The sequence below is a fragment of the Luteibacter sp. genome (assembly GCF_009912395.1).
Classification (GTDB): domain Bacteria; phylum Pseudomonadota; class Gammaproteobacteria; order Xanthomonadales; family Rhodanobacteraceae; genus Luteibacter.
The window spans coordinates 14263-35594 of the sequence record NZ_WNDO01000039.1 but is presented as its reverse complement, the minus strand read 5'-3'; the positions used below and the strand labels follow the sequence as shown (position 1 = coordinate 35594).

Genomic DNA, 21332 nt, shown 5'->3' with positions numbered 1-21332 from the left:
GTTTGACTACATTGAGGTTGACTACAATCGGATCCGGCTGCACTCGACCCTGGGCTACCTCAGCCCAGAGCAGTACGAGCTGGCCAATGTCGCTTAGATAGGTGTCCGTAAATCAGGGGCAAGATCACCTTGAGTCGAGACCTCCGCTTGAGCGGAGGAAGATAAAAGACAGCGGGACAAGCTGTCGCCATTGAAAGTAAGACAGGAGCTGCACATGGCGATTGATCGTGAGACCCAGGTCCTGACGGACGCGTATGCCGCTGGCATCCGTTCGCCCCGGGAACTGGCCAATTTCATGGCGCAAGTAACGCACGAATCCAATGGGCTGAACCGCCTGGAAGAAAGCTTCCGGTACACCCGTGGGATCTCCCAGATTCCGGTCCAGTCGGCTTGGCGCGAAGGCGCCGCCGCATTGGAAAGCGCCCGCAAGGATGCCCTCATGGGCAAGCCAGAGCATCTCGCCGAGCTGATGTACGGCGGCCGCAACGGCAACGACGAGCCGGGTGACGGCTGGAAGTACCACGGCCGTGGCTACATCCAGCTCACCGGCAAGGACAACTATCGCGCCGCGGGCGAAGCGCTGGGCATCGACCTGGTCGACAAGCCTGAATTGGCGGCGGACCCGAAGAACGCGTCGAAGATAGCCACCTGGTACTGGGAAAATCGTGTTCCCGACCAGGCCAAGGAAGACGTCAAGGCCGCCACGCACGCGGTGAACGGCAAATACAACGGCCTCGAAGACCGGGAACACCGTTTTCAGGACTGGCAGCGCAAGCTCAACCCGCAGGTCATGGAGCGGCTCGCCAGCGGTAGCGTGGGCCAGCCTGCGCCGGAACCGCGCGCGGCAGACCCGCGACTGCTCAAGGAAGGCATGCATGGCGAGGACGTCCGGATGCTCCAGGCCAACCTGGCTCGCCTGGGCTATACCGATGCCAACGGCAAGGACCTGCACACGGATGGCCAATTCGGTCCGGGGACGCGTAGCGCCCTCGAACGATTCCAGCGCGAGCACGGTCTGGATGCCGATGGTGTCGCAGGGGCCCGAACCCAGGAGGCGATCACCGCTCAGAAGCATGTGGACGCCACCCGACAGGATCGGGATCGCGCGACCGGACCTACGGCCGATCTCGCCCTGCTCGACCAGGCGCGCACCGGTGTCCACGCGGTGGATGCGCAGCATGGGCGAAAACCGGACCAGCTCAGCGAAAACCTGGCCGGCTCCCTGGCTGTCGCCGCCAAGAGAGAAGGATTGAGTCGTATCGACCATGTGGTCTTGAGTGATGACGCCAGCAAGGTGTACGCCGTGCAAGGCGATATGAACTCGCCGCACAAGCGGGTGGTCGAGATACCCACCGCCCAGGCCGTGAATACACCGCTCGAGCAGAGCAAGGCGGCCATGGAACACATGCCCACGCAGCAAACCCAGCAACAGGAACCCCAGGAGCAACAGCAGCGATCGGTGCAACCGGGGCACGGACCTTGAGGGTGTTGGCGCCACGATGACATCCGCTCGCCCACGATGATGGGCGGCTCATGTATCCAGGTTGCCGGTTCGCGCACATTGTGCGGGCGGCAGTCGCGCTAAGGTGATTCGACCGGATCCATTGGCACAGGGGGATCAGCCAGTTCGCAGGATTCGGTCAGGCTCGTCGGGATGACGGGTGAACGGTACGCGGGATGCGACACCGAACGATGGTCAAACAGGAGTTCCATATGGCGATTGATCGTGAAACGCAGGTCCTGACCGCCGCTTATGCGGGAGGGATACGTTCCCCCAGGGAGCTGGCCAACTTCATGGCCCAGGTCACCCACGAATCCAACGGCCTGAACCGGCTGGAGGAAAGTTTCCGCTACATGCGCGGCACGGCTCAGATACCCGTGCAGGCGGCGTGGCGGGAAGGCCCGAGCGTGCTCGATGCCGCGCGTCGGGACGCCTTGCTGGGCAAGCCTCAACGCCTGGCGGAATTGATGTACGGCAACCGTAACGGCAACGATCATCCGGGAGATGGATTTCGTTATCACGGCCGAGGCTACCTCCCGGTGCCGGGCAAGGACCATTACCGTGCGGCAAGCCATGCCCTGGGTATCGACCTTGTCGATCACCCCGAACTTGCCGCCGACCCCGGGCATGCCGCCTCGATCGCCGTTTGGTACTGGCGCAGCCACGTGCCCCAGGAGGCGCGCGAAGACGTCAAGGCGGCCACGCAAGCGCTCAATGGGCGTCTGTACGGCCTCGACGACCGCAAGGCACGATTCGATACCTGGGAACGGCGCTTGACGCCGACGCTGATGGAGCGCCTCGCGGAAGGCGATGTCGGAAAAACCGCGTCACCTGCGCAACGGGAAGATCGCGCTCATCCGGCCGAGCGCGAAAAAGCGGCGGCCACAAAAGAGCGCGTGAAAAAACGCAGAAAGATCGTCACGGAAACGGATGCCCCCGACGATCCCATCGACCAGGAAGCGATGTACGAACAACAGCGCAGGATGATCGAAACGAAACATCGCCTGGCCGAAATGGTCTCGCCGCATCACCACCATCACCGGCATCACCACCATCACGATACGGAGGCGCTCCGGCATCGCTCCCACCCGCAGCACCTGCTCTATACCCAGGCGCTCGCGGCGGTGCACAAGCTCGACGAGAGCCATCATCGCCGCTCGGATGAGCGCAGCGAGAACCTCGCCGCCGCCCTTGCCATGGAGGCGCACGACAAGGGCATGACCCGCATCGACCATGTCGCGTTGAGTGACGATGCCCAGCGTACCTATGCCGTGGAAGGCGACCTCAACTCGCCGCTGAAGAAAATCGCCGAGGTGAACACCGAGCAGGCCGTCCTGTCCGCCCAAGACCCGCACAACGGCGCATCCACCGAGGCCGTCGCCAAGGCGGATCCCGATCCCATCCCTCCCGCGCCGGTCATCAAGCCGCACGGCCACTAACGTATCGACACCATGGATGCCTTCATGAAGATTTCCCTCGCCGTTCTCGCCAGCGCCCTCCTCGCCGCGCAGGCCGTGGCGCCCGTCCGCGCCGAAGGAGCAGCCACCCATGGGACGCCTGCCGCACCCTGCGACGGCAAGTCGTCCTGCAAGATCGATGGCTTCAGCGTCGACTACGCCGGTTGCGGCAAGGGAGCGCTATTCGGCTCGATCGCTGCCCAGGACGGCGCCGATGGCGTGGACCTCAACGACAAGCTCGACGGCAAGGGCCAGACGGTCGCCCGCCTGAAAGACCGCCAGTTCGTCTGCATCGCCGCGACGGCCCGCGGTAACGACAGCCAGCGCCACTACGTCATCGCCGTGCCTACCGCGAGCGTGCCGGAGTGCAAAGGCAAGGATCTGTGCAAGAAGGCCGATCTTCCGGTCCAGTGGAAAAAGGCGACGACAGGAAAGTCGTGCCAACGTGTCGGTGACGGCAAGTACACCGGCGATTGTGCGGCGGGATGGGTCGACCAGGGAGAACTCGACCAGTACGCCGACGGCATCTGACGTTCATCAGCCAGGAGTTACATATGAATCCGGATATTTACAACGAAGCGCGAATCCACTTCTTCGAGTCGGGACAGAAGTTCGAGTACGGCCGACCCAATCACGTGTATCACAGCAAGATCAACGGTCGCAGCGACCCCAGCCGCACCGAGCAGGACCTCGACGGTGACGGCAAGCGGGGCGTCGACTGCTCGTCGTTCGTATGGCGCGGCCTGCACGACGCAGGCTACAACGTCGCCAAGGAGCCTTTCGGCACCAGCGACCTGTTCAACGGTCACCAGACCACGGCTTACGCCAAGTCGCACTTCGACGTGATTTCCGCCAATGACGCGCGCAAGCCGCACGGCAACCTGCAGCCGGGCGACATCATCATGTTCAAGGAAAAGGGTGGTACCGGGCAACACGTGGGTATCGTGCGTGACTACGATTCGCACGGAAATATCCGCTTCATCGGATCCCAGGTGGGCACCGGCCCGGGCGAAGTCACCATCCAGCCGGGTCGTTACTGGGATGGCGACAAGATGGAGATCATGGGCGCGCTGCGCGCCAAGCCGGAATTCCAGACCAAGGCGCCGCTGCACGGCGGCCAGGCGCCCCACGACAAGGCCCAGGAACCCGCCACGCCTAAGCAGCCAGGGACATCGGCCAAACCGGAAGCCCACACGCCGCCGGACCACAAGGCCGCCACGCTGCACCCCGGTGACAAGGGCGCCGATGTCCAGCGCCTCCAGGAGCGCCTCAACGCGCTGGGCGTCACGGACGCGAATGGAAAGCGCCTGGACACCGACAGTCATTTCGGCCAGCACACGAAGGAAGCCGTAGAGCGCTTCCAGCGCGAGCATAAGCTCGATCCCGATGGCGTCGTGGGCAAGAAGACGCTGGACGCCATCGAGGCCGCGGAAAAACTTCGCGCCCATGGCCCGCGCATGGACTCACCCGAGCATCCCGACCACAAACTGTACGAGCAGGCGCGCAAGGCCGTTGAGCGTCTCGATGCCCAGCACGGGCATGTCTGGGACGAGCGTAGCGAACGCGTGGCCGGGCTCACCACGCTGACCGCAAAGCAGCATGGGATGACCTCGATCGACCACGTGGTGACCAACCAGGACGCGACCAAGGCCTACGCCGTGCAGGGCGATCTCAATTCGCCATTCAAGCAGACTGCGGAGGTCGACATGCAGAAGGCCCTGGCCACGCCGCTGGACAAGAGCAGCGAGATGGCAGCCCAGCACCACGCCACCCAGCAGGGCCAGCACGTCGAACAGGCACAGCAGGCCCAGCAACAACAGACCCAACAACAGCAGCAGCGCTGACCGCGCCGCGAAGGAAAGGAAACCATGGCATACGACGGACTTTCGCCCGCAACTTCCACGACGCCGGCCCTGTCGGCGCACGGACGCGCGCGGCCGTCATCTCCGTCGAATGCCTATCGCTTCACGCGTTACATCCCTGACGCGTCCAGCCTGGCGAGCCTACGACGGCTCGCCAGGCGACTCGTGCAGGTCGCCGTCCCCGGCCTGTTTCTCTCACTCGCCGCATGTGGTGGAAACATGGAAGAACCGAAGGTCCAGATCAATCCGAATCCAACATCCCAGTATCGGTTATATATCACCATCGAAAAATCTCCCCGATCTTTCGACGCCATCGATGGGCTGGCCAGCTATCAAATTCCTGATGAAAGTTGCCTCCCCCGAGTCAAGTTCAGTGGTGCGAGAAGAGCGCCATCTGGAGCTGTGCCGATTTCAATCCAAAAAATCTCCGATATAGCGATGGAAGCCAAAGTCGCCAAAGATGGGCTACTTGACGAAGACTACTATGGCCTAGGTGTATGTCATTGGCAGTTAGTGGCCTTTTCCGTCCGTCTTCGAGTCAACCAGACGACATTTTCCATCCCAGTTTTTTCAAAACAAATGGTGGATGGAAATGTCATCAAGGGCTATTTCCCTAATCGAGGATTTGAAAGCACTCTTAGCGGCTTTGATATTCCGGCATCGGCTGATCCACACAGCTTTCCTGACCCGGAAGCCACGTTCAACGTAACCATTCGGGTGGAAGGAGCATCGAAATAACGCTCGCCGCAACGGATTACGCACTTCTCGCCAAAGATGCCTACCGAGATCGAAAGGTAGGAGAGCTAATGACGTTAGGCACCCACACCTATGCAGTCATTGCCAAAGCCGACAATCCCAATACAGGCTTTCAGGGCACAGCCTATAGGGAAGCAAACGAACATAAGGTCGTTATCGCTTATCGGGGTACGGAGCCTGATCGAGACATCATGCATGATGGACTAGTTGATGCAGGAATGGTTTTCATCGGCGCCAATGGCCAAGAGGCCGATTCGCGAAAATTCACCGAAAACGTCCTGGCAATCGTTAATGAAAGGGGGGCTATCCAAGGGCGGTTTGACGACGTATCAGTAACTGGCCACTCGCTCGGCGGAACGTTAGCCGAAATCAATGGATCTGACTTCAAGCTTCCCGGCCAGACATTCAACGCCTATGGCGCAGCGGGCCTATACAAGGATCGGCCAAAGATTGATCCGGGCATCGTGAACCATGTCAGGGCTACCGACCCCGTGAGTGCTGCAAGCCAGCACTATGGCGAAGTGCGCGTCTACGCTACGCCACAGGACATCGACATCCTGAAAAAGGCTGGCTATAGACCCGAAGGAAGCTATGACATCTTCCGGACCGTCAACGCACTCGATATGCAATCGCATGCCATCGACAACTTCACACCGGTCAACGATATCCAGGGAAAAACGATCATAAGCGCGGATAACGCGTCACGATACCTGAGCAATCGTGCTCTGGTGGATTACTACCGATCGGATGTCGAAGAAATTCGCCATCATGCCTCCGTAACGTGGGAGACGCACAAGGCCGTATTCGACGGGCTGGATCGTGGCGCCGCCGCTGTAGTGGCCGCGGGTCAAAATTCGGCAAGGGAAATCGGCCATGCTGTCGACCAGATAGCCACCTCAGCGGCACACGGAGCACACGTCGCAGCAAGAGCCGGTGTCGCCGCAGGTGAATTCGGACGAGATGTCGCGGTCACCACGCTGATGCCCACTTCGGCGGCAAGCGCGATAAACGGGTCTGTCCATGGTTCACCGGAACTCGACAAGCTTCTACACCGGCAACGCCTTGACGATCCATCCCATCCCGGCAACGCCCTGTTCAAGCAAGCCCTCGAGGGCACCCAGCGCCTCGATGCCGCCCAAGGCCGTACGCCCGACAAACTCAGCACCCAGCTTGCCGGCGCGCTTACCGTCGAGGCACAGCGAAAGGGCATGGACCGGATCGATCATGTGATGCTGAGTGATGACGCCAGTCGTGCCTATGCGGTACAGGGCGAACTGTCCTCGCCGTTCAAGAAAATCGCCGAAGTCCAAACGGAACTTGGCATTTCGGCCTCCATCGATCAAAGCAGCAAGGCATGGCCCCAGGCCACCGAACAACGCCAGCAGGAAGCCATGGCCCAGAGCATGGAACGCGCATCTCAGGCCGCACCCGAAATAACTCAGCCGACCGTGGGGAGAACCCTGCATTGACGCACCGACGCCACCTGCCGATCGCCCTTCCCTTGCTATCCCTCTTCCTGACCTTCCCAACCTACGGTGAAGCCATGAAACAGCCCGAAGTCAAACTCAATCCCGAACCGCGCATGCGCTATGAGATCACGGTGAAGGTCGATGGTGCCCCGGGGCAGTTCGACCGCATCGACGGCCATGTGGACTACCGTGTGGATAATCCTGCCTGCGTTCCCATGACACCGGTCATGGGAGCCACCGTGGTCCCGGAAAAGCGGCTGCCCGTCGAGTTCCGCAAAACCGGCGACAACGAGTACCGCGGCGAGATCTTCATGGATCGCATCCAGGACGAAGACTACTTCGGCCAGGGTGTCTGCCATTGGGCCGTCGTCGGTGCCACGGCCGATTTCCACCATGGCCAGGTCAATTTCAGCCCGGCGATCTACAAGGACGACATCCTCGGCAAGCACGAGGTCGTCAAGTATTTCTCCAGGAAGTCGTATCAGCGCAGCGACGATGAGCGCATCGACACCGGCGCCAACGATACCCACGCCTTCAACGACCCGCAGGCCACGTTCTCCATCCGCCTGCACGCCGCGGAGCGGCTGCCGTGAGCCCGCGGTCGACGGATTACGCCCTGCTCTCGCAGGACGTGTATCACGACACCGCCATCAACAAGACCGTCGAACTAGACGGCATCACGTATCGCGTCATCGATGCGGCCGACGATCCGATCACTGGCTTCCAGGCCCAGGCCTACGTGCGCGAGGACGTCCAGCCGCAGCAGGTGATCGTCGCCTTCCGTGGCACCGAGTTCGATCGCCAGCCGGTGCGCGACGGCGGCGTCGACGCGGGCATGGTACTTACCGGCCTCAACCTGCAAACGCCGGATGCCCTCCTCTTTACCCAGCGCGTCATGGACAAGGTCAACAAGGCGGCCAAGGACGAAGATCGCCAGCCGCCTGACATCACCGTCACCGGCCATTCCCTGGGCGGCACGCTGGCCGAAATCAGCGCGGCCAGATTCGGCCTGAAGGGCGAGACCTTCAACGCTTACGGCGCGGCAGGTCTCCGCCAGGGCATCCCCGAGGGCGGCAATCAGGTGATCGACCATGTTCGCGCCGGCGACCTCGTCAGCGCGGCCAGCGCACATTTCGGCGAGGTTCGCGTCTACGCGGCCCAACAGGATATCGATACCCTGACCAAGGCCGGCTACCGGGACGACAGTGGCCTTTTCTCGCTGCGCAACCCGATCAAGGCCACAGACTTCAGTGCGCACGCCATCGACAACTTCGTACCGAACAGCAAGCTGCTGGGGCATTCGATCATCAGCGAGGAAAACCAGGCTCGCTATCGATCTCACGAGGGCATGATCGATCGCTACCGCAACGACGTGATGGATATCCGCAAGGGCATCTCCGCCCCATGGCAGATTCCCAAGACCCTCGGCGATCTCAAGGACACCCTGGAACACAAGGCCATGGAGACCCTGGCCGGCGGGGTGACAGCCATCGAGCATGGCGTGGAGAACGTCATCCACGAAGCGAAGGAAGGCTTCGACCACCTCAAGGAAGGTATCGGGCACGTCGCGCACGATATCGGCGAGGGCTTCCATGCACTCGAGGAAAAGGCGTCCAGCGCCTGGCACACGCTCACCCATCCCAAGGAGTGGTTCGAGCACGATAAACCGCAGGTCGCCCTCGACCACGAGGGTCATCCGGATCATGCCATGTTCAAGCAGGCACAACGCGCCGTCCACGAGCTCGACGCCGCACACCACCGCACCCCCGACGCCTCCAGCGACAACCTGGCCGGGGCGCTCACCGTGGCCGCCCGGCGGGATGGCCTGGATCGCATCGACCTTGCCGTGATGAACGGCGACGCTTCACGGACCTACGCGGTGCAAGGTTCGGTAGACTCGCCCCTGAAGCGACTCGCCGACGTGGACACCCGCCAGGCCGTCGTTACCCCGGTAGCCGCAAGCAGCGACGCCTGGCACGACGTTGCGAAACAGCACGAACAGATCCACGCCCTGCAGGCATCGCAACAGCAAGCCCCCTCGCGGGAAGCGCCGTCCCAGGGCCAGTGAAGAACCATCGGAAAGGTTAAGAGAGATCATGAAAAAACACAGGGGATACTGGGCGGCCGGACTCTTCCTGGCCGCCATCGTCGCGGGCGAATTCCTCGCGGGTTACCTGAGCCTGCTTTTCATCCGCCGTACCGACGTACCGGTGCAGTGGAACACCTTCATCGGCTACCTGCGGATCCTCGATGATCCCCAGGTGCAATCCTTTGCATGGAAGCTCAAGACTGCCGGCGGCATCGGCTTCCTGGTGCCGCTGCTCGTGTGGTGCGTTATTGCCTATTTTCTGTTCCGGACCAAGAAGCAGTCCATGCATGGCGACGCACGGTTCGCCACCGCCGGTGACCTGCGCAAGCAGAAGATGTTGTCCGAGGCACCCAACGGCATCCTGGTCGGCAAGTTCAAGGGCGACCTTGTCCGCCTGCCCGGCCAGCAGTTCGTGATCCTCGCTGCGCCGACCCGTTCGGGCAAGGGCGTGGGCGTGGTAATCCCCAATCTGCTCGACTACCAGGAATCGGTGGTGGTGCTGGATATCAAACAGGAAAACTTCGACCTGACCAGCGGCTGGCGCGCCAGCCAGGGCCAGGAGATCTTCCTGTTCAATCCCTTCGCGGAGGATCGCCGCACCCATCGCTGGAATCCGCTCAGCTACGTCTCGAAGGATCCGGCCTTCCGCGTCTCCGATCTGATGAGCATCGCCTCGATGCTGTATCCGGATGGCTCCGACGATCAGAAGTTCTGGGTAAGCCAGGCACGTAACGCCTTCATGGCGTTCTCGCTCTATCTCTGCGAAAAGTGGGAGGAAGACGAGAAGAAAGGCCTGCCCATGATCCTGCGCAGCAAGCCAACGCTGGGCATGATCTATCGCCTGTCGTCGGGCGATGGTTCCGACCTGCGCGAGCTGTACACGCGCCTGTCCAAGGAGTCCTTCCTGAGTGGCAACGCCCAGTCGGCGTTCGCCAACATGCTCTCGCAGGCGGCGGAAACCTTCGCCTCGATCCTGGGCACGTTCAAGGAGCCGTTGAACGCCTGGATCAATCCGGTGCTGGACGCGGCCACCAGCGAGGACGACTTCCTGCTCACGGACGTGCGCAAGAAGAAGATGACGATCTACATCGGTATCCAGCCCAACAAACTGTCCGAAAGCCGTCTGATCGTGAACCTGTTCTTCAGCCAGCTCATCAATCTCAATACGAAGGAGCTTCCGCAGAACAACCCGGAGCTGAAGCACCAGTGCCTGCTGCTGATGGACGAGTTCACGTCGATCGGCAAGGTGGAGATCATCGCCTCGGCCGTGTCGTACATGGCGGGCTACAACATCCGCCTGCTTCCCATCATCCAGAGCATGGCGCAGCTGGATGCGACCTATGGCAAAGATATCTCGCGCACTGTCATCACCAACCATGCGCTGCAGATCGTCTACGCGCCCCGCGAGCAGCAGGATGCCAACGATTACTCGGAAATGCTCGGCTACACCACGGTGCGCCGCGAAAACATCACCAAGAGCAAGAAGGGTGATGTCAGTCGCAGCCACTCCGACGAGAAGCGTGCACTCATGCTGCCCCAGGAACTCAAGGCGATGGGCATGGACAAGGAAGTGTTCCTGTACGAAGGCATCCCGCATCCGGTGATGTGCGAGAAGATCAAGTATTACCAGGACAAGTACTTCACCTCGCGCCTGATGGAGAAGGTGAAGGTGCCGCAGTTGAACGTTTGATCTGGCGGGGGACCGGCGCGCCGCGGGAGGGTGGCGCGTCGGAGGTCGCGGACGAGGCCCGCTCCTACATTTGGCGATGGGCGTCCCTGCCCATCGTGCGTGGCATCAGCGTTGGGCGGGGTGCGCCGGTTGTTGCTGTTGCTGCTGTGCCGGCTGTTCCTGAGCCGGATTCAGCTGGCCTTGCCATTCCTTGCCGCTTTGCTCCAAGGGCTTGCCGACCGCTTGGGCCACATCCACTTCCGCCATCTTCTTCAGCGGCGAATTGAGGTCGCCCTGCACCGCGTAGGCGTGCTGGTGCTTCTCGTCGAAGACGACGTGGTCCACGCGCGTCAGGCCCTGCTTGTGCGCCGCCGTGGCGACGGCACCCGCCAGGTTACTGGTGGCCTGGTCCGGCTTGCGGCCCAACTTGGCATCGAGGTCGCTCACGCCCTTCAGGGCCTGCTCGTACATCGCATGGCCTGGATGGGCGCGATCCGCCAGGCCCGGCGATACCTGCTTGTTCGCTGTGCGAAGCGCGTCCATCGTCTTCGCACCCGCGATGCCGTCGGAGGTGAGCCCATGCTCCTTCTGGAACGCCTCGAGCGCCACCCGGGTGTTCTTGCCGAAATCGCCATCCGGATGCACGAGCTTTCCATCCGCCCCCTTGTAACCGAGGGCGGCCAGCTGCTGCTGGAGATCCTTCACATGCGGGGCGTGATCGTTCTCGCGAAGCGTGCCGGCCCGCTGGATATGGTCGCCCGACGCGCTGGGCGGCGCCGAGTGGCCGGGATGCGCAGACGGCGTACGGACGTTGCCCGGATGGGTGACGTGCAGCAGCTTCTCATCGCCGCCGTTGCGATGCACGTTGACGTCGAGCGTCTTGTCGGCGTTCTTGTGCAGGGAGATGTCGCGGCTGTTGACGTCGCTCCAATGGCCGTTGACCAGGGCATGGCCATGACCGGCCCGGTCCCAGACGACCATGTCGCGACCCTCGGCGATGTAGCCGCGCTTATTCTCCGTGTTCGCATACGAGCCGCCCTGGTCCAGAGCCTGGACCATCTGGCGCGAATGATGCGGATCGACGAACGCATCCTTCACCACGGCGTATTCGTGCGGAAGCTGGGGATGTGTCGGATCGGCACCGAGACGGTTCGGATTCACCGTGGGGTTCGCCACCACGTTCTGCCATGCGCCATGCATCGGGTTGTTGGTGCCCGCTGTGCGGAGGTCATTATAAAGAGCCGCACCCGCGAGGGCATGGTCACGACCGGCGGTGACGTAGTCCGGGTAGTGGTTCAGGGCGTTGCTGACGTCCGTCACGCTATGCAGTTCGCCACGCTGGATCTTCCCCATCACATCGCCGCCGTACTTCTCGCTCTGGTTGTAGAGCTTCGCGGTGATGGTGGCGAGCCGAGCCTGGTCCTGCTCGGAGGCGTGCTTGTAGAGTTCCGTCTTCTGCAAGGGCCCGATGACGTTGGTCATCAACTTGTCCACCTGCGCCACGTCGCGCTGGTGCACGAAGTTCACGCCCGCCTCGCTGGCCATGAAGCTGTCCAGGTGCGACTTCACCGTGGCATCGAGCGGACGACCGTGCTGGGCGGTGATCTGGTGGCCCGTACGGCGCAGGTCCGAGATGGTCTGCGTACGCTGCGCATCCGTCAGCACCCAGTCCGGGTGCGTGGTGCGCGCCCAGTTCTGGTAGGCGTCCGTCAGCTGCGTCGCCACCGCCGGCCGCTGACCGAGGTCGGTCTGCAAGGTGCCGATGGAATAGCCGCTATTGCCCGCGGGATGCATGACCGGATGGCCATGCGCGTCGTTGCGGATGTTGCCTGCGAAACTCAGTTTGTAGGCGACATCGCCGCCTTCCGAGCTCACGCCTATCGCGAAGTACGATAAGGCGCGCAGTTCGTTATCAGTCAATCCTGGCATGTTCAAACTCCTGATTCATTCACTGCGATGGTTAGCGATCGTCATCCTTGCAATGGGTGTCGAGAGGGGCCTTGCCACCCTTGGGAACGCGATCGAGAGCGACATACCTGTCGTACGCTTTTCCTGACTTCTGGAACCACACGAGCTGCTTGCCCTGTGGCGACACATAGGCCGCGCCGTCGTCATAGGCGGGGCATGCGGGGAAATCGCCGTTCTGCGGATCGTCGGAACAGAACCGCACGTAAAGCTTGCCGTCCCGCCACTGTCCCTTGAACTTGCCCTGGTCGCCTCCGTTACGGGTACCGTCGGCCCAGGTGCCCTCGGCCTCGGGCTCGGCCTTGCTCACGGTCACGTTCACGTAGTGCCCGAAACCGCAGTCGGTCCGGTAGCCCCAGTCGCCGGCGATGGCGGAGGCATTCGCCGCCGAAACGGCCTTGTTCCCGGTACGCGATGCCAGTTCCTTGACCCGCTCGGCGGTCCATTTGAGGGTGCACGAGCCGGAGTCGATCAGTGCGGCCGTGCCGCCATCCGAATTCGGTTTGCACGCCTTGTCGCGCCGGGCGATCCAGTCGCGCTCTTCGTCGCGCAGTGCGATGCGCCGAGTGTCGTCCAGACTCGTGCTCAACGCCTTGTAGGTGTCGTTGAGGCGCTTGTCCTGGTATTTGTATTCGTCGCCGATGCAGCTGTTGATGGCCACCGTCGTATCGGCCTTGTCGGCGCACGCCTTGTAGGATGGCCGATAGTTACCCCAGTCTGCCTTCTCGTCCTGTCCTATGGCCTTGGGAGCGGCAGCGGCCAACAACAGGGCAACCACGAGAAGGGGGGCGCTGAACGTGTGTCGCATAACGTCGTCTACCTTGTCGATCGTTTTCATCGGATTCGTGAAATCGCAGCGCGCAGCACGTTACGGCCGGGCCTGGATGGCGCCTGCCGCGGCCGCAAAGGCGGCACCCTCCTTCTTCACGAAATCATGAATAGGGAAAGCCTTCACATCGGTGGTCGCTGGAATGGTCCGGAATGCCATCTTCCTGAACACGTGAAACTCCTGCCGGGATCCCAACCTTTCGAGACTAGCAGAGGATGGATAAGGAAAACGTGTAGAAGCGCTCGAAATCGTCTGCTGAACGTGCTGCGACCCTGCCCGCCATTCGGACGGCCGGACCGCTATTGCGACCTGGAACATCACGGGACGATCTGATTTATAGTAGCCGCCGCCGACAGGCTCGTCGTTGGACATGCAAGGGAATCGTCGCGGGAGAGCTCGCGGCCATTGGGATATTCAGGGGAGTTTTTTTAATGCGTGTATCTCACGTTGTACTGGCTGGATGGCTCGTCGCCATTCTGCCTTTCGGGGCGTCGGCCGGATGGGCGGATACCCAGGGTGCCTCCAAGGTGGCAGATGCCTGGATCGGGCATGACGCATCCGAACTGCTCATGCAGTGGCCGGTCGATCGAGGGTTCACCCAGACCGAGCTGCAGGACGGCAAAACAGCCTACGAATACACGTTTGGCGCGGAGGCTTATCACGCCACGGGATCGACCTCCTCGCTTGGCCCCGGGCCTGGTCCGGGAGGCGTACTGCAGACGACCTCCTACTACGATTATTGGGTGCCCGCCGTGACCTATTGTGTCGTCGTGTTCTTCGCCAACAAGGACGGAATCATCGACGACTACAAGTTCAACGGCGAGAAATGCCGTCCGTATATGGGCGGCTGGGGCAAGCCCAAGAACAAATGATTTACGCCAGCGCCCGGCGCGCGGGCGCATCCCCTCACACTTCAGGTGACGCATGAAAAGGATCCTTCTCGCCGCGCTTGCGGCACTCACGCTTGCTCCCACGCTTGCCATGGCCGACGACCTGCGTCATGGCGTGGTCATGCAGATCAAGCCCATCGACAATCGTGGCGACGACGAAAGCGAGCAGCACCAGACGGGGCGCAAGATCGGGCGCGGCCTTGGCGCGCTGGCAGGAGCGCTCTCGCTGGGTGCTGCCAACAACACGGCAACGAACCTGGCGGTTCGCAGTGCGCCCGAGGTCGGTGACAGCCTCGGCGGAAAGGTCGCGGGCCAAGGCCCCTCCGCTCATTACATGGTCACCGTGAAACTCACCGATGGCCGCACCCTTTCGCTGGTCCAGCCGGGTCCGCAGGTAAACGGACTGGAACAGGGTAGCCACGTATTCGTCAGCGGATCGGGCGATACGGCCGTCATCAAGGCCGAGTAAATCGGTGCGGGCACGGCCGTCGCCGTGCCCCACCCTTCAGGATCGAGGCTCGGGAATAGTGAGCGGTCCGCAGTTCTCGTCGGCCACGAAGGTAGCGAGCAGCTCGGCGTCCTCGGTAGCGCTGGGATTTTCCGCAAATAGATGAAGCGTGCCTGGAGGCTCGAACCAGGTCTGCGTGGCGCCATAGGTTTCCGCCGGCGTGCCTTGCAGCTGGGAGCGGATATGCCCCTTGAGCACCACGGCACTCACCGAGCCCGGATGGCGATGCGCCGGCGTGTACGCGCCTGGCGGGAAATAGACCAGGGCCGTGGTCACCGCCTTGCCCGGTACATGCGGCAGCGGTTGGCAGCACAGCGGCTTGATAATCGTCTCGGGACGCGCGCCCTCCCCTGCGAATGGGGTGGCGAACATGCGCGTGACGCCCCCGCAGATGGCGTCTACCCAGGAGGGCATCGTATCGCTCCGGCCAATCGCCACCGACGCAGCGATCCCCAGACCACCCACCACGCCCAGCATCGCCAGGGCAAGGCGACGCGGTCGGCTCAGGATATCCATCGATACCGTGGCCATGGATTCACGCCTTCGAGGTGACGTGATCGGCGCGCGTACCGGGAGCCCAGTGCAGCACGCGACGGGCCTTGTCGAGATTCAGACGGCTATCGTCGTCGGCGATGTTGTAGATGCCAGCGGGTACATGCTCGAGAGCGGCCAGCGCCGCGCTGACGGCACCGTCCACGTGCAGGGCCATGTCCTTCCCATCAGGCGTATCCGTTCCGGTGCCGTCACCCCACAGCTGGCCGTAACGCAGCACGACGCCTTCGATGCCCTGCGCACCGAGCACGGCACCCTCCAGAGCCGCTACGCCGCCCACGCTGATCGCGCGCAGGCCGGAGGCTGCGAGATCCAGTGCATCGTCTTCGGCGAAACGTGACGGGCCAGGCGCATAGGCCCAGGCGATGCTCTGCGCCACGATGCGTCGCACGCCAGCGGCTTCCGCCGCCTTCACCAGGTTCGCCGTGCCCTCGCCTCGGATGCGCGCGTTACGACGCACGCCTTCTTCCATGCGAGAGGGGTCGAGGTTACGAGGCAGGTCCGTAAGCTGGTGAATCACGATGTCGGGCTTGGCCGCCATGACCGATTGACGCAAACGGTCGGCGTCGAAGACGTCGGCCACGAGGGGCAACGCGCCGAGGGCGAGGAGGCCGTCGGCCTTGGCGGCGTCTCGGGTGACGCCGATGACGCGGTGACCTGCCGCGACCAGGCGCGGTAGTAGACGACGACCGATGGCACCCGTGGCGCCGGCGACGAGGATGGTGGTGGGCATGGAGAGGCTCTAGGGGGGCGATGGAGGGACTTTAGGCCTCGGGTGGACGGGTTGGCAGGCTTAAGTTTGGTGCGTCGGGCTGTACCAATGTGGGGCGTGCTTGCGCGCGATCCGGTGACGTCGTGTGCCGGCTGCCGACGGATCGCGCGCAAGCGCGCTCCTACAGGGGAAGGGGGGCGGTATCATGGGCGGCCCGCGCGCCACGGGTGGCGCGCCCCAAGCTGCACTTTCTGGAAAATCATGGCTTTAGCAGAAGACATCTCCGCCGCCGCGGGGCATACCCCGTTCATGCGCCAGTACCTGGCGGCGAAGGCGGAACATCCGGACATCCTGTTGTTCTTCCGGATGGGCGACTTCTACGAGCTGTTCTACGACGACGCCCGCAAGGCGGCGCGACTGCTCGACATCACCCTCACCCAGCGCGGCCAATCGGCCGGCGCGCCGATCCCCATGGCGGGCGTGCCTTATCACGCGGTGGAGGGTTACCTCGCTCGCCTGGTGAAGCTTGGCGAGTCGGTCGCGCTGTGCGAGCAGATCGGCGATCCGGCCACCTCGAAGGGGCCGGTGAAGCGCGAAGTGGTGCGCATCGTCACCCCGGGCACGGTGACTGACGCCGCGCTGATGGAAGAGCGTCGCGACAACCTGCTGCTTTCCATCGCCGCCGGTCCGAAGGGCTACGGCTTGGCCTGGGTGGACCTGTCCACCGGTCGCTTCCTGCTCACCGAGGTGAACTCGCCCGAAGGCCTCGCCGCGGAACTGGCCCGCCTGCAACCAGCCGAGACACTGGTGAGCGAGGACGTGGCCTGGCCGAAGCTGGTCAGCGCCCTGCCCGGCCTGCGCAAGCGCCAGCCGTGGCACTTCGACGGCGATGCCGCCACGCGCGAACTGTGCCGCTTCTTCCGCACGCGCGACCTGCTCGGCTTCGGCGTGGAAAGCCTGCCGCTGGCGGTCGCCGCGGCCGGCTGCCTGCTCGGCTACGTGGAAGAAACCCAGAAGAGCGCGCTGCCGCACCTCACCGGCATGGCCGTGGAGAACGCGTCGGAGACCATCGCGATGGACGCCGCCACGCGGCGCAATCTCGAAATCGACACGCACCAGAGCGGCAACGTCGACAACACCCTGCTGGGCGTGCTCGACGAGACGGTGACGCCCATGGGCGCGCGCCTGTTGCGTCGCTGGCTCAATCGTCCGCTGCGCGACCGCCTCGTGCTGCGCAGCCGCCACCAGGCCATCGGCAGCCTCATCGACCAGCGTCGCCACGGCAGCTTGCGCGAACGACTGCGCGGCGTCGGCGACCTCGAACGCATCCTCGCGCGTGTAGCCCTGCGCTCGGCGCGCCCGCGCGACCTCTCCACGCTGCGTGACGGCCTGGCCGCCGCGCCCGAGCTGCGCGAGGAAATCGCCGGCCTCGACAGCCCGCTGGTGCATAGCTTGGTCGAGCGCATTGGCGACCACGCCGACACCGCCGCCCTGCTCGCCCGCGCCATCGTGTCCGCACCGCCCGTGCTGCTGCGCGACGGCGGCGTGCTGGCGGAAGGCTACGACGAAGACCTCGATGAACTGCGTCGCCTCTCCACCAATGCCGACCAGTTCCTGGTCGACATGGAAGAACGTGAAAAGGCCGCCAGCGGCATTCCCACCCTCAAGGTGGGCTACAACCGCGTGCACGGCTACTACATCGAAATCACCAAGGCCCAGGCCGAGAAGGCGCCGCAACACTACACGCGCCGGCAGACGACGAAGAACGCCGAGCGCTACATCACCGAGGAACTCAAGCAGTTCGAGGACAAGGTGCTCTCCGCCAAGGAGCGCTCGCTCATGCGCGAGCGCGCCCTGTACGAGTTGCTGCTCGACAAGCTGATCGAGCGCCTGCCCGAGCTGAAAATCGCCGCCTCCGCCATCGCGGAGCTCGACGTGCTCGCCAACCTGGCCGAACGCGCCGAAACGCTGGACTGGGCTGCCCCGGAACTCATCGACACACCGGGCATCCGCATCGAACGCGGACGCCATCCGGTGGTGGAGAAGGTGCGCGACGAACCGTTCGAACCGAACGACCTGGCGCTCGACCGCGGCCGCCGCATGCTGGTGATCACCGGCCCCAACATGGGCGGTAAGTCGACCTACATGCGCCAGAACGCGCTCATCGTGCTGCTGGCGCATGTCGGCAGCTACGTGCCTGCTTCCGCCGCCACGATCGGCCCCATCGACCGCATCTTCACCCGCATCGGCGCGGGCGACGATCTCTCGCGTGGCCAGTCGACCTTCATGGTCGAGATGAGCGAAACGGCGAACATCCTGCACAACGCCACCGATTGCAGCCTCGTGCTGATGGACGAGGTGGGCCGTGGCACCAGCACGTACGATGGCCTGTCGCTGGCGCGTGCCGCCGCCGTGCATCTCGCGGCCACGAGCTGCGCGTTCACGCTGTTCGCAACGCACTATTTCGAACTGACCGAACTGGCCGGCGAGTACCGCACCATCGCCAACGTGCACCTGGACGCCGTGGAGTACGGCGAGCAGTTGGTCTTCATGCACACGGTGAAGGAAGGCCCGGCGAACCGCAGCTTCGGTCTCCAGGTGGCGGCGCTGGCCGGTCTGCCGAAGACGGTGATCGCCGATGCGCGACGCTATCTCTCGGCATTGGAACAGGGTCACGAACTCACCGCCGCCGTGGCCGCGCCACCGGTCGCGAACACGCCGCAGATGGGGCTGTTCGCCCCGTCGCTGCCGTCGCCGGTGGAAGAGGCCCTGCGGGCGATGGACCCGGACGACCTGAGTCCACGCGATGCGCTGGAACAGCTCTACAAGCTACGCAAGATGCTGCGATAAGAGATTGACCAGGCCTATCGAAACGATTTGAACAATCGAATTCACTGTGAATCGGCTTCTTCCTATAGTGAAGCCGCTCCACCGTTTCTCGTTGGGTTCAACCGCGCCAACTCCCTGTGGCGCGTTCGTTTCATGGGGCCTACGACTCTCCATCTTCGGCCTCATGACGCCCCCCGCATCCGCCCGAGTCAGCAGCCCGGGCGGATGTTCGGGGGGCGGCTTTTTCCGGTGGCTACCCTTGTCGGAGCGCGCTTGCGCGCGATCCGGGGTTGCCGCGAGCACCCATCGCGCGCAAGCGCGCTCCTACAAAAAAGCGGGGGTCAGACCTGGCTGTCGGTCCAGACTGCCAGCTCGTAGCCGTCCGGGTCGCGAAAATGGAAGCGGCGGCCACCCGGAAACGGGAAGATCGGCTTGGCGATGGCGCCACCCGCCTTCTCCACCTGCTCGAGCGCCTTCTCCAGATCCTTCGCGTAGAGGATCACCAGCGGGCCACCGGTCACCACCTGTTCGCCAGCGGCGAAGCCTCCCTTCATGCGACCGTCGTCGAACTCGGTGTAGTGCGGCCCGTAGTCCGTGAATTTCCAGCCGAAGGCCTCGCCGTAGAACTTCTTGCTGCGCCCCGTATCGGCGACGTTGAGTTCGATATAGTCGATCCGTTCCTTACCCACCCTGTTCCTCCTGCCTGGGCCCGCCGGATGAGCGGGCGATCGTGCCTGGTTCGTCCAACGATACGTGGAGCTTTACCACGAAACGGTTGTCAACGCACCCGATAGGTCAAAGCGTCTTTTTCAGATCCTGGATGAGCCGGCGGGAACGCTTGTCGGGTCGCGAATCCGGACGCAACAACGCGCCGCCCGTCAGGCGACGGTCTTCGCGTTGGCGCTCGCGCTCGGCCACGCTCTCTTCCGTTTCCGCATAGAGCTTGCGTGCCTCCGGTGCGGGGCCACGCTTTTCCGACAGTGCTTCGACGGTGCAGGTCAGTCGCTCCTCGGCCCGCGTGATCTTCAGCGTGTCGCCCAACTGGACGGTCTTGGCCGGTTTGCAGGTCGCGCCGTTGACCTCCACCTTGCCGCCATCGATGGCCTGCTTGGCGAGGCTGCGGGTCTTGAAGAAGCGTGCGGCCCAGAGCCACACGTCGGCGCGCACGCCGGCCTTGGTCGAGTGTTCGGTCATGGACGGAGTGTGAGGTCGGTTTCTTTAAATCCCAACCTCAACCCGCAGGCAGAAACGCGTTGCCGAGCGGAATGGTCAGCAAGGACAGCAGGATGCCGGCGCCGAGAACTGTGTTAGCCAGGCGCGGCTCCAGCCCGTGCTGGTCGGCCAGGATCGCCGCCGAGATCATGGGGGCCATCGCCGCCTGCAACACGCCGACGGTGAGCGTCAGGCCGCCGATGCCGGCCGCCATGCCGATGCCCAGCATCAGCAACGGTGCAAAAAGCATCTTCCAACCGAGGCCGGTCACCAGCGCACCCAGTTGCTCGCGCTGGAGATGCAGGCGGAACTGCAGGCCGACGGAGAACAGGGCCAGCGGCGTCAGCGTCTGCCCGAGCTGCATCAGCACCTTGTCCACCGCGACAGGCCAACCGCCTGCGATACCCACGACGATGCCGATGAGCAGCGAGAGGAAGGCCGGAAAGGTGAACACGCGGCGGACGATGGCCTTTGCCGATGGCGCATTACCCGAGTAGAGCGACGCGACGACGACGCCAGCCGACGCAAGCAAGGGAAAACAACCAAGCTGGTCCGCGATCACGGCCAGCGAAAGGCCCGGCTTGCCGTGCATGGCCTCCATCATCGGATAGCCCATGAAGGACGTGTTGCCGAGGCCGCAGACAAGCGTCAGGCAACCCACGCGCTGCGGCGACCATCCCCGCCATCGTCCCAGCAGGGCGAACAACGCCCAACCGCCGAAGAAGGTGACGTACATCGCCACCACGGGAAACCACAGGTGCGCGTCGAAGGTGACGTGCGGTACGAGCGCCAGCACCAGCGCAGGCAACGCGATGTTGAGCACCCACCAGTTAATCCCCGGCACGATGCCGTCGGGAAGATTTACGTACCGCCGGCAGAGGATGCCGAGGGCCAGGCAGGTGAAGAGGATGAGCAAGGCGGACATGGGGACCGACCTTACCAGAGCCCTGGAAGCGTAGCCCGCCTTGCTGTTGTAGGAGCGCGCTTGCGCGCGATGGGAGGTACTCGCGAGCACCCGTCGCGCGCAAGCGC

Annotated in this window: 21 protein-coding genes and 1 pseudogene; 14 read left to right on the top strand and 8 right to left on the bottom strand. The window is 63.3% G+C overall.

The window, feature by feature from the left end:
• From GAK28_RS23315 to GAK28_RS23270, 11 genes and pseudogenes are all read left to right on the top strand, one after another.
• The coding region (locus GAK28_RS23315) for an IS3 family transposase (RefSeq protein ID WP_291784983.1) at positions 1 to 97 on the top strand (97 nt) is incomplete at its 5' end.
• Between the two features lie 117 nt (positions 98 to 214).
• A pseudogene (locus GAK28_RS23310) lies at positions 215 to 1069 on the top strand (peptidoglycan-binding protein); the annotation flags it as partial.
• 6 nt (positions 1070 to 1075) lie between these two features.
• The gene (locus tag GAK28_RS24900) at positions 1076 to 1483 is read left to right on the top strand and encodes an XVIPCD domain-containing protein (protein ID WP_343161916.1); all 408 of its coding nucleotides are present in this window, start codon (positions 1076 to 1078) and stop codon (positions 1481 to 1483) included.
• A 230-nt stretch (positions 1484 to 1713) separates the two neighbouring features.
• The gene (locus GAK28_RS23305) at positions 1714 to 2940 is read left to right on the top strand and encodes an XVIPCD domain-containing protein (RefSeq protein WP_291784976.1); all 1227 of its coding nucleotides are present in this window, start codon (positions 1714 to 1716) and stop codon (positions 2938 to 2940) included.
• A 24-nt stretch (positions 2941 to 2964) separates the two neighbouring features.
• Complete coding sequence (locus tag GAK28_RS23300; RefSeq protein ID WP_291784973.1) at positions 2965 to 3489, top strand: hypothetical protein; 525 nt, start codon at positions 2965 to 2967, stop codon at positions 3487 to 3489.
• 23 nt (positions 3490 to 3512) lie between these two features.
• On the top strand, positions 3513 to 4802 hold the full coding sequence (locus GAK28_RS23295; RefSeq protein WP_291784970.1) for an XVIPCD domain-containing protein: 1290 nt from the start codon (positions 3513 to 3515) through the stop codon (positions 4800 to 4802).
• Positions 4803 to 4826: 24 nt separating this feature from the next.
• Positions 4827 to 5558 (top strand): hypothetical protein, encoded by a 732-nt coding sequence (locus GAK28_RS23290; protein WP_291784967.1) that lies wholly within the window; start codon positions 4827 to 4829, stop codon positions 5556 to 5558.
• Between the two features lie 68 nt (positions 5559 to 5626).
• The gene (locus GAK28_RS23285; RefSeq protein WP_291784965.1) at positions 5627 to 7045 is read left to right on the top strand and encodes an XVIPCD domain-containing protein; all 1419 of its coding nucleotides are present in this window, start codon (positions 5627 to 5629) and stop codon (positions 7043 to 7045) included.
• A gap of 74 nt (positions 7046 to 7119) precedes the next feature.
• Positions 7120 to 7638, top strand: coding sequence for a hypothetical protein (locus tag GAK28_RS23280; RefSeq protein WP_291784963.1), 519 nt, complete (start codon positions 7120 to 7122; stop codon positions 7636 to 7638).
• A complete protein-coding gene (locus GAK28_RS23275) occupies positions 7635 to 9113 on the top strand; it encodes an XVIPCD domain-containing protein (protein WP_291784962.1) in 1479 nt (492 codons plus the stop codon). Before GAK28_RS23280 ends, GAK28_RS23275 begins: the two co-directional genes overlap by 4 nt.
• Positions 9114 to 9141: 28 nt before the next feature.
• Positions 9142 to 10824 (top strand): type IV secretory system conjugative DNA transfer family protein, encoded by a 1683-nt coding sequence (locus GAK28_RS23270; RefSeq protein ID WP_291784960.1) that lies wholly within the window; start codon positions 9142 to 9144, stop codon positions 10822 to 10824.
• A 105-nt stretch (positions 10825 to 10929) separates the two neighbouring features.
• Here the strand turns inward: GAK28_RS23270 and GAK28_RS23265 are convergent, their stop codons facing one another.
• The 3 genes from GAK28_RS23265 to GAK28_RS23255 are packed head-to-tail and all read right to left on the bottom strand — an operon-like array spanning position 10930 to position 13969.
• On the bottom strand, positions 10930 to 12732 hold the full coding sequence (locus tag GAK28_RS23265; protein ID WP_291784957.1) for a peptidoglycan-binding protein: 1803 nt from the start codon (positions 12730 to 12732) through the stop codon (positions 10930 to 10932).
• A gap of 31 nt (positions 12733 to 12763) precedes the next feature.
• Entirely contained in the window at positions 12764 to 13606 is an 843-nt protein-coding gene (locus GAK28_RS23260; RefSeq protein WP_291784954.1) for a lysozyme inhibitor LprI family protein, read from the bottom strand.
• A gap of 30 nt (positions 13607 to 13636) precedes the next feature.
• The gene (locus tag GAK28_RS23255) at positions 13637 to 13969 is read right to left on the bottom strand and encodes a hypothetical protein (protein ID WP_291784952.1); all 333 of its coding nucleotides are present in this window, start codon (positions 13967 to 13969) and stop codon (positions 13637 to 13639) included.
• A 59-nt stretch (positions 13970 to 14028) separates the two neighbouring features.
• On the opposite strand from GAK28_RS23255, the gene GAK28_RS23250 reads away from it, so the two are divergent.
• Together GAK28_RS23250 and GAK28_RS23245 are read left to right on the top strand one after the other, a co-directional pair.
• Positions 14029 to 14469 (top strand): hypothetical protein, encoded by a 441-nt coding sequence (locus GAK28_RS23250; RefSeq protein WP_291784950.1) that lies wholly within the window; start codon positions 14029 to 14031, stop codon positions 14467 to 14469.
• Between the two features lie 52 nt (positions 14470 to 14521).
• Complete coding sequence (locus GAK28_RS23245; RefSeq protein WP_291784948.1) at positions 14522 to 14956, top strand: hypothetical protein; 435 nt, start codon at positions 14522 to 14524, stop codon at positions 14954 to 14956.
• Between the two features lie 36 nt (positions 14957 to 14992).
• Here GAK28_RS23245 and GAK28_RS23240 read toward each other — a convergent pair whose 3' ends face one another.
• The gene (locus tag GAK28_RS23240; RefSeq protein WP_291784945.1) at positions 14993 to 15526 is read right to left on the bottom strand and encodes a cupin domain-containing protein; all 534 of its coding nucleotides are present in this window, start codon (positions 15524 to 15526) and stop codon (positions 14993 to 14995) included.
• Between the two features lie 4 nt (positions 15527 to 15530).
• The gene (locus GAK28_RS23235) at positions 15531 to 16280 is read right to left on the bottom strand and encodes an NAD(P)-dependent oxidoreductase (RefSeq protein WP_291784942.1); all 750 of its coding nucleotides are present in this window, start codon (positions 16278 to 16280) and stop codon (positions 15531 to 15533) included.
• A gap of 240 nt (positions 16281 to 16520) precedes the next feature.
• Between GAK28_RS23235 and mutS the strand changes: the two genes are divergently transcribed.
• Positions 16521 to 19109 (top strand): DNA mismatch repair protein MutS, encoded by a 2589-nt coding sequence (gene mutS, locus GAK28_RS23230; RefSeq protein WP_291784940.1) that lies wholly within the window; start codon positions 16521 to 16523, stop codon positions 19107 to 19109.
• A 320-nt stretch (positions 19110 to 19429) separates the two neighbouring features.
• On the opposite strand, the gene GAK28_RS23225 is transcribed toward mutS, so the two are convergent.
• The 3 genes from GAK28_RS23225 to GAK28_RS23215 all read right to left on the bottom strand — a co-directional run bounded on the left by GAK28_RS23225 (position 19430) and on the right by GAK28_RS23215 (position 21225).
• Positions 19430 to 19777, bottom strand: a complete 348-nt coding sequence (locus GAK28_RS23225) for a VOC family protein (RefSeq protein ID WP_291784938.1) — start codon at positions 19775 to 19777, stop codon at positions 19430 to 19432.
• 106 nt (positions 19778 to 19883) lie between these two features.
• On the bottom strand, positions 19884 to 20282 hold the full coding sequence (locus GAK28_RS23220; RefSeq protein WP_291784936.1) for a S4 domain-containing protein: 399 nt from the start codon (positions 20280 to 20282) through the stop codon (positions 19884 to 19886).
• Between the two features lie 37 nt (positions 20283 to 20319).
• A complete protein-coding gene (locus tag GAK28_RS23215) occupies positions 20320 to 21225 on the bottom strand; it encodes an AEC family transporter (RefSeq protein WP_291784934.1) in 906 nt (301 codons plus the stop codon).
• Positions 21226 to 21332: the final 107 nt, after the last annotated feature.